Source organism: Candidatus Palauibacter sp. (assembly GCF_965237495.1).
Classification (GTDB): domain Bacteria; phylum Gemmatimonadota; class Gemmatimonadetes; order Palauibacterales; family Palauibacteraceae; genus Palauibacter.
This window is the reverse complement of record NZ_OZ250143.1, coordinates 2324579-2342286: the sequence shown is the minus strand read 5'-3', so window position 1 is coordinate 2342286 and position 17708 is coordinate 2324579. Positions and strand designations below refer to the sequence as shown.

Here is a 17708-nt window from a genome sequence, read left to right as displayed (position 1 = left end):
CGGAGTCGATCTTTTCATTCACGGTACGAATGATTATCATTCACGCCATGAATATATCTCCTCTCCCACGTTTCGTGGCGCAAGCTCTCGAGGCCAGGATGCGGGTCATGCCCGCCGTCGTCGTGGCCGGGGCGCGCCAGACCGGGAAGAGTACGCTCGCGCGCCAGTGCGGGCCGGAGGGGCGTCGCTATCTGTCGCTTGACGACCTTGACCTGCTCGATCTGGCTCGGCGCGATCCCGACTCCCTGGTGACGGGAGCGGAGCACGTGACGCTCGACGAGGTCCAGCGTGAGCCAGGGCTGTTGAGCGCCGTCAAGCGCGCGATCGACCGCGGACGACGACCCGGGCAGTTTCTGCTCACGGGCTCGGCGAACCTGCTCATGATGCGACGCGTCTCGGAGTCGCTGGCGGGGCGGGCCAGCTATCTGACGCTGTGGCCGATGACGCGCGCGGAGCAGCTGGGACGGGGACTGTGTGGCGCTTGGGAGGAACTCATCGCAGCGCGCGATGCGGACTGGCTCGAGGTCCTCGCGGCGCAGCCGGACGAGCGGGCTGACTGGCGAGCCCTCGCGCTGCGCGGTGGCTTCCCGGTCCCCGCCGTTCACCTCCGGAATGCCGAAGAGCGGGACATCTGGTTCGATGGTTACGCGCGCACGTACCTGGAGAGAGATCTGCAGGCGCTGTCCTCGATCGCCGCCCTCCCGGATTTCCGGCGCCTGATGCGCGCGGCCTGTCTGCGTATCGGCGGCCTCGTCAACCAGACTGCCCTCGGGCGTGACATCGGACTTCCACAACCGACGGTCAGCCGGTACCTGAACCTGCTGGAGACGTCGTATCTCCTCGTGCGGGTGCCTGCCTACTCGGTCAACCGTACCAAGCGGCTCATGAAGTCGCCCAAACTCTATTGGGGGGACACGGGCCTGGCGCTGCACTTGGCCGGGGAGAGCGAGCCCCGTGGCGCGCATCTCGAGAACCTCGTGCTTCAGAGCCTGCTGGCCTGGCGCGACGCCCGACTGGGCCGGGCGGAGATCCTGCACTGGCGCACAACGGTAGGGGAGGAGGTGGACTTCGTGATCGAGACGGGGGACTCGCTGCTGCCGATCGAAGTCAAGGCCACGACACGACCTCGCCTCCGCGACGCACGGCACCTGAAGACGTTCCGGGACGAGCACGGCGAGATGGCGCGCGCCGGCCTGCTGCTCCACGCCGGGACCTCGCTTGAGTGGCTCGGCCCGCACGCACTCGCCGCCCCGTGGTGGCGGGTCGTGTAGCGTATGAAGAGCGATGGTCGCACTCCGCTTGGTGGTATCACCGTTGCCGCGTGCGCGTGGACGCTCGCCGTCGCGCCCGCCGTCGCGCAGGTGCGTTGCGAAGACGGTATGGCCGACGGGTTTCCGTGCGATCGCGTGGATCTGCTCGCCGTCGTCACCCCCGAACAACTCGGCGGCGGTGGAGACACCCTGCTCAACGACGTGTGGGGCTGGGTCGATCCCGAGACGGGGCAGGAATACGCGATCGTGGGACGAACGAACGGGACGGCGTTCGTCGACGTCAGCGACCCGCTCCGGCCGCGTTATGTGGACGACCTCCCCGCGACCGAGGGCAGCGAACCCAGCCAGTGGCGGGACGTCAAGGTGTTCCGGGATCACCTGTTCGTCGTCGCGGGAGGGCCGGTCCGCCACGGCATGCAGGTCTTTGATCTGACGCAGCTCCGGGACGCGCGGGAGGCGCGGGAATTCACCGCCGCAGCCACGTACGATGGGGTCGAGTCGAGCCACAACATCGCCATCAACGAGGAGACCGGCTTCGCCTATCTGGTCGGCTCCGCGGGGGAAGGCGAGACGTGCGGCGGGGGTTCGCACATCGTCGACATCAACCAGCCGCTGAACCCCGTCTTCGCGGGCTGCTTCGCACATTACGGCACGGGTCGCCGGGGCACCGGCTATACCCACGACGCGCAGTGCATCATCTACCGCGGTCCCGATGAGGACCGTCAGGGCCGGGAGATCTGCGCGGGCGGGAACGAGACCGCGTTCTCGTTCGCCGACGTCACGGACAAGGCGAATCCCGTCCCGCTGGTGGATGCTTCGTACCCCGGCGTCGGGTACGCGCACCAGGGGTGGTTCAGCGAGGACCGCCGCTACTTCTACGGTAACGACGAACTCGATGGGCTCGTCCGGGAGATGGCCGGGCCTCGCGTGCTTGTGTTCGATGTCGGCGATCTCGAAGACCCCGTGCTGGTGACCGAGTACTTCGGCCCGGCGAAGGCCAGCACCCACAACCTGTACGTGCGGGGCGACCGGCTCTACATGGCGAACAACCTCGGCGGTCTCCTCGTGCTCGATCTCTCCGATCCCGAGGCCCCGGTCGCGGTCGGCAGCTTCGATACGACCCCGTCGAGCGGGGACGAAGAAGGGTTCGGCGGCGCCTGGAGCGTCTATCCCTTCTTCGAGAGCGGGACGATCCTCCTCTCCAGCCGGCGCGAGGGCCTCTTCCTACTCAGGCCGACCGCCGGCTAGCGTTAGATCGTCATCGACGCCAGAGTCCCCGGGCGGGGAGCCCGCGGCTGGTCAACACCTCGAGGCCGGAGCCAAGCCCCAACTCCCGCGCTGAAGCGCGGGTCAGAGCCGTGGCGCCGTTCTCCGGCCCGGGGTCGAAGGGAAGATCGCGCAGTATCGCACGGACCTGCCGAGTGAGCGGGTCGCGGACAATCGCGGCCCATCGATCGGTGTTCTCATCCAGTGTGGCGGAACCGCCGGGCCCGGAGAGCGTGATGCTGGCCAGTGATCCGGCCCAGCGCGGTTCCACGGGCAGCGTGAACGCAAAGCCCGCCCCGCCACCGCCCGCCACCTCGGGCATGCCGAAGCTCAGCGAGAACAGGACCTCGCCATCCGCGCCACGGCCCAACAGTCCGAAATCACCGGCTTCGCTCGGCAGGGTCGGGATCGCATCGACGACGAACGCCGGATCCAGGAACGGCGCGCCCGCCTCGTCGATTCCTCCCCATAGGAGCAGCGCCCGGACCTGAACGGCACGGGCCGCGGCATCGACAGCCTCGGGCCCGAGCCGGTAGCGGAACGCTTGGGTGAAGTGGTATTCGCTGATCCACTTGTCCGGCCCACAGCCCCACATCAGGTCCAGCGTCTCGGGCGGGACCAGCGTACCGTCCCGGAAGTCGTACCCCCAGCTACCGATCGATCCATCGGTGCCGGGCACGGTTTGACATGATGGCCCGACCCCCATCTGCATGTTTCGCCCGAGTTGGTGCGCCATGACCCAGGGATCCGGTATCGCGAAGCTGGTCCCCACTCGGTTCGCGGCGCCCTCTCCGATCACGCTGCCCGCCATGGTGCCCATGTAATAGCCATGCCCGCCCTCCATACTCCGGATCGCCCAGACCTCCCAGAACATACCGCCGGCGAGGTTCCTCGACGTGACTACGGGTGCGTGCACATCCACGGCCAGGGCGCCGACGGGCAAGAGCGTGCGTGTCGGCCAAAACAGATCGTCCTGGCCATCCAGCGTCTCGGTAATGTCAAGGATGGATGAGTCCGGCGCCGCGCTGTACAGGAATGGGATCAGTGTCAGGTCGAGCCCGGGCAGGGTCTGAACATCCACCGGGATCCGTCCCACCCTCGGAAGCCGCTCGGCCACCCCGAGTGCGGGGTCCAGCTCACCCCCGGGATCGATGTCAACGATCATCTCCAAACCCGGCTGAATGACCCAACCCGGGACCTCGGCGTCGGCCGAGGCTCCGAAAGAGCCCTCGTCCCTCTCGGCGGAGATCACGCTGGAGGATTCCGGGATGTCGACGACATACGTTTCCGCGTCGCCCATGAAGAACCGAGCCCGCACGGGCGGAATGAGTTCGCCGGCCGCGAGCGCGGACGTCACGAACACCCGGAGGAGGGCCGGTTCGCCTGCGACAAGGGAGACAGGGAAACTCAACGACTGGATCGCCTGGATCAGATAGGCACTCGATCCGGAGCACCTGGGCATCCCCTCCGCTCCGGTCCCTCCCAGCCAGACCAGGAATCCGGGGTCGGAGGGAGCGCAGAGGCCCGTGTGGGCGACCAGCAGCTCCTCCAGAGAGTTCAGTCCGGTCAGGGTCAGGGGCAGGTGTCCGGCCAACATGCGGTTGTCCGCCAGGTGCAGACGCTTGAGCCCCGACAGTCCTCCGAGCGCGGCCGGCACCGAACCCGTCAGCCTGTTGCTGGAGAGCAGTAGCTCGCGAAGGGCGGAGAGGCTGCCCAATGCGGACGGGATAGTATCCTGCAGACTATTGTCCTTCAGGTCCAGCACTTCCAGTCGTGAGAGTTGGCCGAGTTCGGGCGGGATCGACCCCGTGAACCGAAACTCGCGCCAATGATCCCTCGCCCGTGGCGGCGACCCCTCATGACTCAGCTTCAGCACCCGCAGATTGGAAAGGTTGCCGAGTTCGGGCGGGATGCTTCCCCAGATATCGTTCCCGCTAAGGTCCAGCACTTCAAGCTTGGACAGGTATCCCAGCTCGACCGGCATCTCGCCGCGGACGCGGCAACCGCTCAGATTGAGCACCCGCAGATTGGGGAGGTTACCGAGTTCGCGTGCAAGGCCTGCGGTTGGCATGTCATTGCCGCTCAGGTCCAGCACTTCGAGGTCGGTCAGGCTCCCGAGTTCATCGGGATAGCCGCTGAGCTGGTTCCCCTCGAGCGTGAGCCGCCGCAGGTTCGACAGATCGCCGATCGCCGCCGGAATCGCGCCCGCGAGGCCATTGTGGCCCAGCGACAAGTCCGTCAGTTCGCGCAGGTCGCCGAGTTCACGCGGGATCTCCCCTTCCAGGCGGTTTTGGTTCAACGACAGACGCGAGAGAAACGAGAGGGCGCCGATCTCGGGTGGGATGCGGCCCGCGAGGTTGTTGGCGTCGAGCGCGAGGCCGACAACGCGTCCCTGTCCATCGGTCTCGATCCCGTACCATCGACCCAGCGGTGCGTCGCTCAGCCAATTGTCGTTCCTCTCCCAGTCCGCTCCACCCGCCGCTTCATACAGTGACGCCAGCGCCTCCCGGTAGGCCTGTGACGTACACTCGACGCCCGTACCCTCGCGCGACGGGATGCCCGCCAGCCATTCGCGGAACGAAACGTCGTCCGGCGTGCACAAGTCGGTGTCGGCGAAGTGAAAGACCCGGAGAGCGAGGGATGCCAGCGACAGGGGCAAGGGTCCGGCGAGTTCGTTTCCTCCGATCCGAAGTTCGTTCAGCTCCGACAAACGCCACAGGTCAGATGGGATGCGGCCGGAGAGACCGTTACCGCTCAGGTCGAGTCTCCGAACGCGGCCGAGGGAGTCTGCGGAGATTCCGTGCCACTGATCGAGGCTGGCGGTGATCCCGCCTGCAAGGTACGGCACGTCTTCCCAGCGGGCGGCGTTCGTCCAGTCCGCGCCGTCCGTGGCTTCATACAGCGACACGAGGACACGCACGTCGGACGCGTTGCAGAACGGCCCGTCAAGGAGAGCTGCCCCTCCCCCGAAGTCGCGAGCCCTGACCTCCCTCGCCCACCCGATGAAGTCGGCCGTGCCGGGCAGGCAGAGTCCGTCGTTCCCCCAAAACAGCAAGGTTCGCAACTCAAGTTCCAGGAAACTCCGCGGCATGGAGCCGGTCAAGCGGTTTCCGCCAACGCCCAGATCCGTCAGTTGAGCGAGGTCTCCAAGTTCAGGCGGGATGGGCCCGGAAAGGTCGTTGCCCGAAAGACCCAGATCCGTCAGTTGAGCGAGGTCTCCAAGTTCAGGCGGGATGGGCCCGGAAAGGTCGTTGCCCGAAAGACCCAGATACGTCAGTTGAGCGAGGTTCCCGAGTTCAGGCGGGATCGGACCCGTCAGTTCGTTAAGCCAGAGGTTGAGATATGTCAGGCTTTCGAGTCTGCCAACTTTCGGAGGCACGGGGCCGGCCAGGCGGTTTTGCGAAAGATCCAGCACCTTCAAGCCGGCAAGCTTCCCGATCTCCCGGCTGATCGGACCCGTGAGATCATTGCTCCGCAACCAGAGGTCGGTCACGCGCCCCGATCCATCGACGGTGACGCCGTACCAGTCGCCGAGCGGCGCGTCCGTCGCCCAGTTGACGCTGTTCCGCCAGTTGGGGCCGCCCGCCGCCACGTACAGCGCCATCAGCGCAGCGCGGTCCGACGCCGGTCCCGTCACGGTGACCGTTGCGCTCCCGAGCGCGCTGCCCGCGGCCGCCGTAATCTCGGTCGAACCCTCGCCTGCGCCGAACACGAGGCCTGACGAGTCCACCGTAGCCACCGATTCGTTCTCCGACCCCCAGAGAAAACTCGCGCCAGGGACCGGGTGCCCGTTCGCGTCGGTGGCCTCTGCCAGTAGCCGCAGTGTATCGCCTTCCGAGATAGCGCTCGAGGCCGGGTGCACCGTGATCGTGCTCGCTTCCTGCGCGACGCGCACGGTCGCGTTCCCGGAGGCCGTGCCGACCGATGCGGTAACGGTCCCCTCGCCCGGTCCGGTCGCCGTGGCGAGTCCGGCCGAGTCCACCGTCACGACCGATGCGTCGCTACTCGTCCAGGTGACGGTCGCTCCGGTGATGATCTCCCCGCTCTGGTCGCGCACCTCGCCCATGAAGCGGATGGTATCTCCCAAAGCCCGCAGGTCGGCGGTGGCCGGGCTGACCGTGAGACTGGCCGGGCGTGGGGGCTCTACCGTCGGATCTCGCGGTGGCCCCGCGGGATCATCGAGGCATGCAAGGATGCCGCCCAGCCCCGCGAGGACCCAGAGCCGGGTCCGCCCCGTCCTCATGTCGCCTGTCCTCATGTCGCCCCCCCAGGGTTCGCTTGCCTCCATCGTGCCCTAATCTAACGTGCGGCCCCCTCCGGAGGCGGACAAGCAGCGTCCGTGTCTGTCGGCGCCAGATGAACTCCCGGAGCGACGCTTTGGTGAATTCTCCACGACCCTGGCCTGTTCGCGCCTTGATACGTGGCCGCGGCCATCTGAAGTGACCCCCACAGTTGGACACCCGACCTCCGGGTTTATTGTGCTGCTCAGCCCTTGCGGTAATAGTCCTCGATGAACGGCTCTAGTGTAGTGTCGCTAAAGCGTGATGTACAATCCGTGGAGGATATGCTATCTTTCCACGCATGCCCAAGATACGGAGGATCCGGTTGCGACCCGGGGACCGCAAGGAGCTCGAGAGCTGGGTTCGAGCCCGCAAGACCCCGCAGCGGCGCGTCGAGCGCGCCAGGATCGTGCTGGGCTCGGCCGACGGCCTGTCGGCGCGCGCCCCGCGCCGGGAGGTGGGCGTCTCGCTTCCGACCGTCAAGCGCTGGCTGGACCGGTACGAGGCCGGAGGTCTCGCCGGACTGGGGGACCGGCCGCGCCGGGGCCGTCCCCGAACGAGCGTCACCGCGGAGGTCGAGGCGGAGGTCGTGCGCCGGACGCTGGAGGAGGATCCCCCGAGCGGGACGCACTGGAGCACGCGCCTGATGGCCGGGGCGGCCGGGCTCCACCACGGCCAGGTGGCGCGGATCTGGCGGGCGCACGGGCTGAAGCCCCACCTCGCGCGGACCTTCAAGCTCTCCACCGATCCGGAGTTCGTGGAGAAGCTCAGGGACGTGGTGGGGCTGTACGTCGACCCGCCGGAGCGGGCGGTCGTGTTCGCCTTCGACGAGAAGAGCCGGATCCAGGCGCTGGACCGCACGCAGCCGGGGCTTCCCATGAAGAAGGGCCGGTGCGGGACGATGACGCACGACTACAAGCGGCACGGGACGACGACGCTGTTCGCGGCGCTGGATGTCGCCACCGGGGAGGTGATCCACGAGTGCATGCCCCGTCACCGGCACCAGGAGTTCCTCCGGTTCATGAACGAGGTGGAGAAGCGGACCGATCCGGACCTCGACCTGCACGTCATCCTCGACAACCACGCCACGCACAAGCACGCGAGGGTGGAGGCCTGGCTGGAGCGGCATCCGCGCGTGCGGTTCCACTTCACGCCCACCTCGGCCTCGTGGCTGAACCTCGTCGAGCGCTTCTTCTCCGAGCTGACGCAACGCCAGCTCAAGCGGCTCGCAGTGAACAGCGTGAAGCAACTGACCGACACGATCACGGCCTACATCGAGAACCGAAACCGGGACCCGGCGCCGTTCAAGTGGACCGCCGCCGCGGAGGAAATCCTGGCGAAAGTGAGCCGTGCGAATGCCACTTTAGCGACAATACACTAGGCCGTACGCTTCGCGCGCTCCGGAGACGAGCGCCACCTTCTCGGCCACGCTCAGCCGGGGCATATCCCGGGCGGGTCAATCCTTTGGAGTTGCCGCCGTTTCACGGACACAATCTTGGCCAACCAAGATGTGGGGCAGCGGCGGGAGCGAGGCGGTACGCGCCAGGGTACCGGGAGCGGCTCGTCGAGCTTGAATCCGGTCGTAGCCCGCGTTCGCTGGCTCAGGCGCTTGAGCGCTTGAAGCGGACGATTCGCAGCTGCGTCAGAACAGTCGGAGCTGGAGGTGTCTTGGGACGAGTCGAGGCATCGGGCTATCGGCGAGGAGGGTTCGAGTTTCCTGCTCTCACGTCCCGATGACCAAGCTCCCCCCGGTTGGGGGGGGGGGCGGGCGGGCGGGGCAGAGAGCTACCATCTTGCTGCAGGTCGCTGGACAGCAGCGACGGATGGCACCTTGGGCTAGCGAGACGCAAATGAGTCTGCGGCGGTTCCCGGCATTGCTATTGTCCGTCTGGGTCCTTTCGTGCGATCACGGGGCAACGGCTCCTTCCGGCCCGAACTCGGCATCCAGGGACCGAGGCATCCTAATGGATCTCTTCCACGCGACGGACGGCCCCGGGTGGTACACCCGTGGCAACTGGGCAACCGACGAACCGCTATCAGCCTGGGTTGGCGTATCAACGACCGACGGACGAGTAACGGAGCTGACGCTGCAGGACGTAAACCGGGACAGCGCGGGGTTCGTAGGGCACATGCGTGGACATCTTCCGCCCCGGCTTGCCGGGCTGGATGAACTCACGGGGCTGCGGATCAATCAGGGCCATATTGACGGTCCGATTCCGTCTACGTTCGGCACCATGCACAGACTGGAGACGCTTAACCTCGACAATTCCGGTGTGGACGGTGCGATCCCGCGAGAGCTCGGCGACTTGTCCAACCTGAAGACCCTGAGCTTGGTCAATACCGGGCTGAGCGGGCCCCTTCCGCGCGAACTGAGCGACCTCGCGAACCTCAAGTCCTTGAGCTTGGGGATCTCCCCCATAGAAGGGCGTCTGCCCGATTGGCTTGGAGAACTCTCCAGTCTGGAAGCTCTTCGCATCCTTGGCAACTATATGTCCGGTCCGATCCCTCCCACATTTGGCAATCTCGTGAACCTCAAGAGATTGAATCTGTTCGATATTGGCTTGGGCGGTTCAATCCCACCAACTCTCGGCAATCTCCACAATCTCGAGAACTTGGGTCTCGTGCGGCTGGGGCTGAGGGGACCCATTCCGCACCAGCTCGGCAGTCTCCGCAATCTCAGAGGTCTGGGGCTGGCGGATAACGAACTGTCGTCCACTATCCCTCGCGAACTCGGCAACCTCGCGAACCTGAGGGTACTGAACCTCTATACGAATCAACTGACGGGCCCGATACCTACGGAACTCGGAGACTTGGCCGGCCTGGAGGTCTTGCTGCTCTCAAGGAATCGTTTGACCGGGCCGATCCCGGCGAGGCTCGGACAACTCGGAAATCTCCAGCGGTTGTACCTGGAAAACAATGACCTGACCGGCCCGATACCCCCCGAGTTCGGCCAGCTCCGAGAGCTCGAACTACTCTCGGTGGTCGGCAACAGGCGCTTGGCGGGGCCGTTGCCGGCTGAGATCACGCAACTGACCGCGCTCAAGTATCTTCGCATCGCCGCAACCGGCCTCTGTGTCCCGGCGGATTCCACGTTCGATGCATGGCTGGCGAGATTGGAGGAGTTCGACGGAGGTCGCTGCGGCTAGAACGTAGCGGTCGAGTTGCGCCACGGTGATAGACGTGGCGAGCAACTTCTCCGCCCACGTCATAAACAAGTCGTGCGTTGGCAATCATATACGTCCCGTCCTAACCTCAGCCTTGGACATCCCCCGTGCTACCTAGGCTAGTTGTGCGTTTCAGGGACGTTGGTCACCCTGAGTGCAGAAGATCACCCCACTCTGCAGTTCAGGAGACATGCAGTCTTACGAACTTGGTGAGTTGACGGGACCGCCGTGAGCGGTCCCCCCTCCGGATCGACTCGCGATCGGGAGGCCAGGTGCGATGAAGCTGAGCAAGGAGGCGGTGATTGGTGGCGAAGGGGATGTCGGAGCGAGGGACGTCGGTCAGGCGGCTGGCCGGCCAGCTCGGGGTGATCGAGGGAGCGCTGCGCTACCGGCTGAAGAAGCTGGAGGCCGGACCGGCCAGAGACGGGAGGTCGGACCAGGTGACGCTGGGGGACGGTCGGCTGAGGGGTGAGGGTCGCCCGGCTCTCCCGGTAGACGACCCATCAGGTCGCGGTCTCTGTGGGCCATGCCCCCGTTTGCGCGGTCCCTCGCCGGGCGGGCATCTTGCGCTCATTCCGGCGTGCCGTGCCGGATGGCGAACTCCCGGATGACGAAGGCCGAACGATGAAGACTCCCGCGCGTCTTGCCCGTCTCACGCTCACCTCCTTCCTCGCACTCTGCGCCGGTGGATTCGCGGCGGGTGCGCCCGCCGCGGCGCAGGAGGCGGTCTCGGTCGAGATCGTGCCCAGCGCGCTTTCGCTTCAGGTGGGGGAGGAGGCCACGCTCGAGGCACGCGTCCTGGACGCGGACGGGAACGCGCTCGAGGCACAGATCCTCTTCTTCCCGAGCTTCGCGGACGGGCGGAGCGGGAGCGCGCGCCAGAGCATCGACGTGGATCGCGCCACCGGGCGCGTGCGGGCCGTGAAGGGGGGCGAGTTCCTCATCTCCGCGATCGTGGCGACGGCTCGGAACCTGCGCGGGGAGGCCATGGTCAGCGTGGCGTACCCCCCGCTGGACCGGATCGCCGTGACTCCCTCGGGCGGCTCGACGTATGTCGGCGTGGCGACACGCCACCGGGCGACGCTGCTCGACGAGGCCAACGACGAGCGCGACGGCGAGATCCGCTGGTCGACGTCGGACGAGGAGGTCGCCACCATCGACCGCTTCGGCATCCTCACGGCACACGGCACGGGCCAGGTCGAGCTACGGGCGGAAGCGGACGGCATCGCCGAGGTGGTCCGCTACGAAGTGCGGGAGAACCCGGCCGCCCGCATGACCGTGTCGGCGAGCCAGGAACTCGCGCGGACGGGCGACGTGGTGCGCTTCGCCGCGGCGGTCGAGGACGCCACGGGCGGTGCGGTGGGAGACCTGCCCGTCACCTGGACCGTCACGGCGGACCCCTCCATCGAGGCGACCGCGGACATCCCCCCGGCGGAGATCGATGAGCAGGGCCGGTTCGTGGCCTACTTCCCGGGCGTGTACACGGTGGTTGCCAACGTGCCGGGCCGCGCCGCGCGCACCTCACTGGAGGTCCACCCGCGACACGCCTCGCAGGAAGTGACGTTCGTCGGGCAGGGACAGGTCAACAACGAGCGCACCTCGGACCTCTGGGTCTGGGAAGGGATCGACGGCCGCGATTACGCGATCACCGGCACCCACGCCGCGGCGGGCGCCGTCTATTTCTGGGATGTGACGGATCCGGCGAGCCCCGTCATGACGGATTCCATCGTCGTCGACGCGCGCACGACGAACGATGTGAAGGTGAGCGAGAACGGGGAGATCTGCGTGATCTCGCGGGAGGGCGCCTCCAACCGCCGAAACGGGATCGTCATCCTCGACTGCCGGAACCCGGGGGACGTGACGCAGATTTCGGTGTTCGACGACGAACTCACGGGTGGCGTCCACAACCTCTTCGTCTATCAGGACCACGTGTACGCGGTGAACAACGGGCGCCGCTTCGACGTCATCAACATCGAGGATCCCGCGAATCCACACCGGGTCGGCCGGTTCGAACTGGACACGCCGGGCCATTCGATCCACGACATCTGGATCGTGGACGGGGTCGCGTACACGTCGAACTGGGGTGACGGGGTCGTGCTCATCGACGTGGGCGGCGGTGACCGCGGCGGCTCGCCGTCCAACCCGGTGGAGATCGCGCGCTTCCGCGACATCGGAGGCCGGACGCACGCGGCGTTCCCGTACCGCAGTCCCACGGGTCGCTTCTATGTGTTCATGGGAGATGAGGCCGGACGGCCGGGGTTCGACGGACAGGACCGGGAGCGGACGCCCCAGTTCATGTCGGGCTACATCCACGTCATCGACATGACGGATCCCGGGAATCCGGAGGAGGTCGCGCGCTACGAGATCCCTGAGGCGGGGTCGCACAACATGTGGATCGAGGACGACAAGCTCTTCGCCGCCTTCTACAACGGCGGATTGCGCGTCCTCGATATCTCCGGGGAACTCAATGGGAACCTGGGCGAGCAGGGGCGGGAGATCGCCCGCTACAAGGCGTACGATCCGGACGGGGTGGTGGCGAACGCGCCCTTCACGTGGGGGCCTCAGCTGCACAAGGGGAACCTCTTCTTCGCCGAGTACTTCAGCGGGCTGTGGGCGGTGAAGCTGGAGCCGCGCCAGGAGCTCGTCCCGTAGCCGGCGAGCGGACCGTCTCGGCGTGAGCGAGTTTCGGATCTCCGCCCGCATCAACGGGGCGGAGTGGACGGGCGCGGTCGAGCCGCGGCTGCTGCTGTCGGACTTCCTGCGCTCCGTGGTCGGGCTCACGGGGACGCACGTGGGGTGCGAGCACGGGGTGTGCGGGGCGTGCACGGTTCTTCTGGACGGGGAGCCGGTGCGGGCCTGTCTCATGTTCGCGGTGCAGAGCGACGGACATGAGGTGACGACGGTCGAGGGGCTCGCCGCGGCGGGGACCGGGGCCGCGATCTCGGTCGACGAGTTGCATCCGATCCAGCGGGCGTTCCACGAGACGCACGCGCTCCAGTGCGGCTTCTGCACGCCGGGGATCCTCATGACGACGGTGGCGTTCCTGGCCGAGAACCCCGCGCCTTCACGGGACGAGATCCGCGAGGCGGTGTCGGGACACCTGTGCCGCTGCACCGGCTACCACAACATCGTCGAAGGGGTGGCGCTGGCGGCGGAGCGCCTCGCGGCGGACGGGGAGGGCGAGCCGTGAGCCGGGCGGGTGGGACGTGGGTCGGGGCCCGCGTGCCGCGCAACGAGGACGCGCGTCTGCTGACCGGCCGCGCGCAATTCGTCGAGGACGTGGAGCCGCCCGGCGCACTGCACGTCGCGTTCGTGCGCAGCGATCTGCCCGCCGGGCGACTCCGCGGGCTGGATGTGGACCGCGCGCGGGCGCACCCCGGCGTCGCCGCCGTCTTCACGGCCGCCGAGCTTGGCCCGCTCTGCCGCCCGGGCGCGGTGCTCGTCCCGCCCCCGCCGATCGAGGGGTCGGTGTTCCACGCGCGCACCGCCCTGCCGCTCGTGCGCGACCGGATCCGGCACCAGGGCGAGGCGCTGGCGATGATTGTCGCGGATAGCCGCTACGTGGCGGAGGACGCCGCGGCGCTCGTGGAGGCGGACATCGAGCCGCTCGACCCCGTGGTCGATCTCGAGGGCGCGCTCGACGCGGACGCGCCGCGGGTCCACGACGACCTCCCGTCGAACCTCGCCGCGCACGTCCGTCAGACGAAGGGGGACTACGCCGCCGCCCGTGAGCGGGCCGATCTCGTACTGGGCCGGCGATTCCACTATGACCGCGGGATCGGGGGCGCGATCGAGAACCGGGTCGTGGTGGCGGACTGGGACGCCCGGGCCGACCGCCTGCGGGTGTGGGATACGACGCAGGCCCCCATCCCAGTGCGCAACGTCGTGGCCGCCGCGCTCGGTCTGTCGGAGTCGCAGGTGCGGGTCATCGCGCCGTTCGTCGGCGGAGGGTTCGGGCCCAAGATCATGTTCTACGCGGAGGAGATCCTCGTCCCCTGGGCCTCGATGCAGCTGGGGCGTCCCGTGGAGTGGGTCGAGGACCGCTACGAGAACTTCTTCGCCACGACGCAGGAGCGCGGCCAACTCCACGACTCCGAGATCGCGGTCACGCGCGAAGGCCGGATCCTGGGGGTGCGGGACACGTTCATGCACGACTCCGGGGCGTACGATCCGTACGGACTCACGATCCCGATCAACACCCAGTGTACGCTCCTCGGACCCTACCGGGTGCCGAACTACGAGAGCGAGTTCCGGGTCGCGTTCACGAACAAGCCGAGCGTCACGCCCGTGCGCGGGGCCGGCCGGCAGCACGGCGTGTTCGTCATGGAGCGGCTGCTCGACCTGGCGGCGCGCGGCGTCGGCCTCGACCCGGTCGAGATCCGCCGCCGCAACGTGATCGGCCCGGACGAGTTCCCCTACAACCACGAGATCCTTTACCAGGACTTCGCTCCGCTCAGGTACGACAGCGGGAGCTACGAGGAGGCGCTGGAGGAGGCGGTCCGCCTCGTCGGCTACGACAAGACGTTCCCGCGGGAACGCGAACGGCTGCAGGCGGACGGGCGCGCGGTGGGGGTCGGTGTCGTCAACTACGTGGAGGGGACGGGGATCGGGCCCTACGAGGGCGCCCGCGTCACCGTCGAACCGAGCGGCACAGTTCGCCTCGCGACCGGCGTGGGCACGCAGGGTCAGGGGCACTTCACCTCCTTCGCGCAGATCGTGGCCGACGCGATCGGCGTCGCGCCGTCGGACGTGCGCGTGGTCACCGGGGACACGAGCGAGTTTCACTGGGGCACGGGCACCTTCGCGAGCCGCGGCGCCGTGGTCGCCGGGAACGCGATCCACGCCGCGGCCCGGGCCGTCCGCGAGAAGATCCTGCGTCACGCCGGGGAGGCGCTGGAGGTGGATCCCGATGACCTCGAACTTGCCGATGGCGTCGCGCGTGTGAAGGGCGCCCCGGAAGTTTCCGTCGAACTGGGCGCTCTCGCCCTCGCGGCCAACCCCCTGCGCGGGGCGGTGGCGCCGGGGATGGAGCCGGGCCTGGAAGCGACCTCGTATTTCGGCCCCCCGTACGGCACGACCGCGAACGGGACGCACGCCATCGTCGTGGCGGTGGACCCCGAGACGGCCATGGTCGAGATCCTGCGCTACATCGTCGTGCACGACTGCGGCACGGTGATCAACCCGATGATCGTGGAAGGGCAGATCCACGGCGGCGTGGCGGCAGGGATCGGGAACGCCTTCTACGAGGAACTCGTGTTCGACGAGTACGGGGGGACGAGCAACGCGTCGTTCATGGACTATCTCCTCCCGACGGCGACCGACGTGCCCCCGATCGAGACCGCGCACCTCGAGACGCCGTCCCCGCTCAACCCGCTCGGCACGAAGGGCGTGGGGGAGGGGGGAGCGATTCCGGTGGCGGCGGCGTTCGCGCAGGCGGTCGAAGACGCGCTGGCCGACATCGCCCCCGGGCTCGAGATCCTCGACATCCCGCTGAGCCCGGGCCGCCTGTTCGAACTCCTGCGGACGCATCCGAATTCGCGGCCGGAGTCGTCGGGCGGGCTGTCGTGAAGCCTCCGCGTTTCGACTACGTGGCGGCGGCCAGCCTGGACGAGGCGCTCGAGGCGCTCGCGGACACCTCGGTCGAGACGCGCCCGCTCGCGGGGGGACAGAGCCTCGTCCCGCTGCTCAACTTCCGTCTCGCGGCGCCGGAACGTCTCGTGGACCTGAACGGGATCGCGGAACTGGCGCGGGTCGAGGAGATGGAGGACGGAGGGCTGCGTCTCGGCGCCATGACGCGGCATCGCCAACTGGAGCTCGACCCGCTCATCGCGCAGCGGATTCCGCTCCTGGCGGAGGCGGCGCGCTTCATCGCGCACCCCCAGATCCGCTCGCGTGGCACGGTTGGAGGCTCCGTGGCGCACGCCGATCCGGCCGCGGAACTGCCGGCCGTGCTCCTCACGCTTGGGGCCCGGGTCCACATCGCCCGCCGGTCGCGCGATGGTGAGCCCGGCTCCCGGGTGGCGCGAAAGCTGGATCTGGCCGGCTTCTTCCTCGGTCCCTTCTTTTCTGTGCTCGATCCGGATGAACTCCTGACCGCCATCGAGGTGCCGCCGCGCGCCGCGGGCGAGGGGTCGGCCTTTGACGAGGTGGCGCGGCGCCGGGGCGACTACGCCATTATCGGCGTGGCGGCACGGGTGCGGCTCGACGCCGCCGGGGTCTGCCGGGAGGCCGCGATCTCCCTCGTGAACGGGGGATCCACTCCCTGTGTCATGGAGGAGGCCGCGGATTCGCTCGTGGGCGCGGGGCCGACGTCCGGCGCGATCGCCTCGGCCGCGGCGGTCTGTGCCGAGACGGCGGATCCGGCCGCCGACATGCACGCGAGCGAGGCATACCGCCGGCACCTGATCCGGGTCCTGACGCGCCGCGTTCTGACTCGCGCCATCGCGCGGGCCCGGACGCCGGGCCGGCAAGAAGCGCGGACGCGGACCCGGTGAGGAGAGGCCCGGGGATGTACTCGCGCGTGGTCCTGTGCGCCGCTCTGGCTCTCGCGACTTTCTGCTGCGCGAGCGGTGGGGCGGGTGCGGTTCCCACGGACCCCGCGATGGCGCCTGCGGCGTTGCTCGCCGGGCGGGGATCGTCCCCTCAGTCCCCGGACTCGTTGTTCGAGCCGCTGCTGCGCGATTTCATGGAGGGGCACGGTATCGGCGCCGCCGCGCTGGCCATCATGAAAGACGGCCGCGTGGTCTACGAACTGACCATGGGCTGGAAGGACAGGGAGCGTACGATCCCTCTCCCGAGCAACGTGATGATGAGAATCGCGAGCCTGACGAAGCCGATCACCGCGGCAGCGATTCGGAAACTCGCCGACAACCGACAGCTCAGGCTGGACGACCGGGTCTTCGACGTGACTGGGGACGGCACGGGATTGCTCAGGATCCCGCCGTTCCCGGTGCTGGTGGATCCTCGCATCGCCGACATCACCGTGCGCCACCTGCTCGCGCACCGCGGGGGCTGGGACCGGGACAGCGTCGGCGACTTCGCGCTGCAACACGAGATCCGGATCGCGGAGGCGCTGTCCGTTCCGAGTCCGCCGGGTTCACGGAACACGATGCGCTACGTGCTGGGAAGGCGACTCCAGTTCGACCCGGGCAGCCGCAAGGCGTACTCGAATCTAGGGTATCTCGTGCTGGGCCTCGTCATCGAAGATGTGTCCGGCCAGGACTACATGACCTACGTCCGCGAGAATATCCTCGCGCCGCTCGGCGTACCGGCAGGCGACGTCATCCAGGGTCGCACCTTTCCCGCGGACCGCGACCCCCGGGAGCCGTGGTACGATCCGGCCGGACTGTCAAGTCCGAACGCGTTCGACCCCTCGGGTCCAAGGGTGCCCGTGTCCGATGGAGGGTGGGATCACGAGTCGACGCTTTCGTTTGCCGGGCTGGTGGCATCACCGCGCGCGATCCTTCGGTTTCTCGCCGAGTATGAGGCGTCCGGGGACGACCTCGGGACCCGCCGCCAGGGGCGCGAGGGGGCCGGCTGGTGGCGGTATCACACAGGACGTCTTGACGGTTTTGAAGCCGTGGCGTTCCAGCGCGGAAACGGCATTAGCTTCGTCGTTTTCCTGAACCGGGCGATCTACGATGACTCAAGCTATTCCGACCAGATCGGGATCATGATCGATCTCATCCTGAGGAGCCGCGAGATCAAGTGGCCGACCGGTTCCTGAG

General features: G+C 67.8%; 10 protein-coding genes. 9 read left to right on the top strand and 1 reads right to left on the bottom strand.

All coding sequences use genetic code 11. The annotated features are described in order from the left end of the window. Positions 1-107: 107 nt before the first annotated feature. Together ACPXY0_RS10270 and ACPXY0_RS10265 are read left to right on the top strand one after the other, a co-directional pair. Positions 108-1271 (top strand): ATP-binding protein, encoded by a 1164-nt coding sequence (locus ACPXY0_RS10270; protein ID WP_423924444.1) that lies wholly within the window; start codon positions 108-110, stop codon positions 1269-1271. A gap of 108 nt (positions 1272-1379) precedes the next feature. Then, positions 1380-2519 carry a choice-of-anchor B family protein gene (locus ACPXY0_RS10265; protein WP_423924443.1) on the top strand — a complete coding sequence of 380 codons (1140 nt, stop codon included), beginning with the start codon at positions 1380-1382 and terminating at the stop codon, positions 2517-2519. A 10-nt stretch (positions 2520-2529) separates the two neighbouring features. On the opposite strand, the gene ACPXY0_RS10260 is transcribed toward ACPXY0_RS10265, so the two are convergent. Beyond that, positions 2530-6780 (bottom strand): Ig-like domain-containing protein, encoded by a 4251-nt coding sequence (locus ACPXY0_RS10260; protein WP_423924442.1) that lies wholly within the window; start codon positions 6778-6780, stop codon positions 2530-2532. Between the two features lie 338 nt (positions 6781-7118). On the opposite strand from ACPXY0_RS10260, the gene ACPXY0_RS10255 reads away from it, so the two are divergent. The 7 genes from ACPXY0_RS10255 (at position 7119) to ACPXY0_RS10225 (ending at position 17707) form a co-directional block, all read left to right on the top strand. Further along, entirely contained in the window at positions 7119-8198 is a 1080-nt protein-coding gene (locus tag ACPXY0_RS10255; RefSeq protein WP_423924441.1) for an IS630 family transposase, read from the top strand. Between the two features lie 583 nt (positions 8199-8781). Next, entirely contained in the window at positions 8782-9963 is a 1182-nt protein-coding gene (locus ACPXY0_RS10250; RefSeq protein WP_423924440.1) for a leucine-rich repeat domain-containing protein, read from the top strand. A 642-nt stretch (positions 9964-10605) separates the two neighbouring features. Continuing rightward, positions 10606-12633, top strand: a complete 2028-nt coding sequence (locus tag ACPXY0_RS10245) for an Ig-like domain-containing protein (protein ID WP_423924439.1) — start codon at positions 10606-10608, stop codon at positions 12631-12633. A gap of 22 nt (positions 12634-12655) precedes the next feature. Then, positions 12656-13171, top strand: coding sequence for a (2Fe-2S)-binding protein (locus tag ACPXY0_RS10240; protein ID WP_423924438.1), 516 nt, complete (start codon positions 12656-12658; stop codon positions 13169-13171). Further along, positions 13168-15549: a molybdopterin cofactor-binding domain-containing protein gene (locus ACPXY0_RS10235; protein WP_423924437.1), complete on the top strand. Its 2382-nt coding sequence runs from the start codon at positions 13168-13170 to the stop codon at positions 15547-15549. The genes ACPXY0_RS10240 and ACPXY0_RS10235 overlap by 4 nt, the downstream gene beginning before the upstream one ends. Next, positions 15546-16475, top strand: coding sequence for an FAD binding domain-containing protein (locus ACPXY0_RS10230; protein WP_423924436.1), 930 nt, complete (start codon positions 15546-15548; stop codon positions 16473-16475). Before ACPXY0_RS10235 ends, ACPXY0_RS10230 begins: the two co-directional genes overlap by 4 nt. A 14-nt stretch (positions 16476-16489) precedes the next feature. After that, the gene (locus tag ACPXY0_RS10225) at positions 16490-17707 is read left to right on the top strand and encodes a serine hydrolase domain-containing protein (RefSeq protein WP_423924435.1); all 1218 of its coding nucleotides are present in this window, start codon (positions 16490-16492) and stop codon (positions 17705-17707) included. Position 17708: the final 1 nt, after the last annotated feature.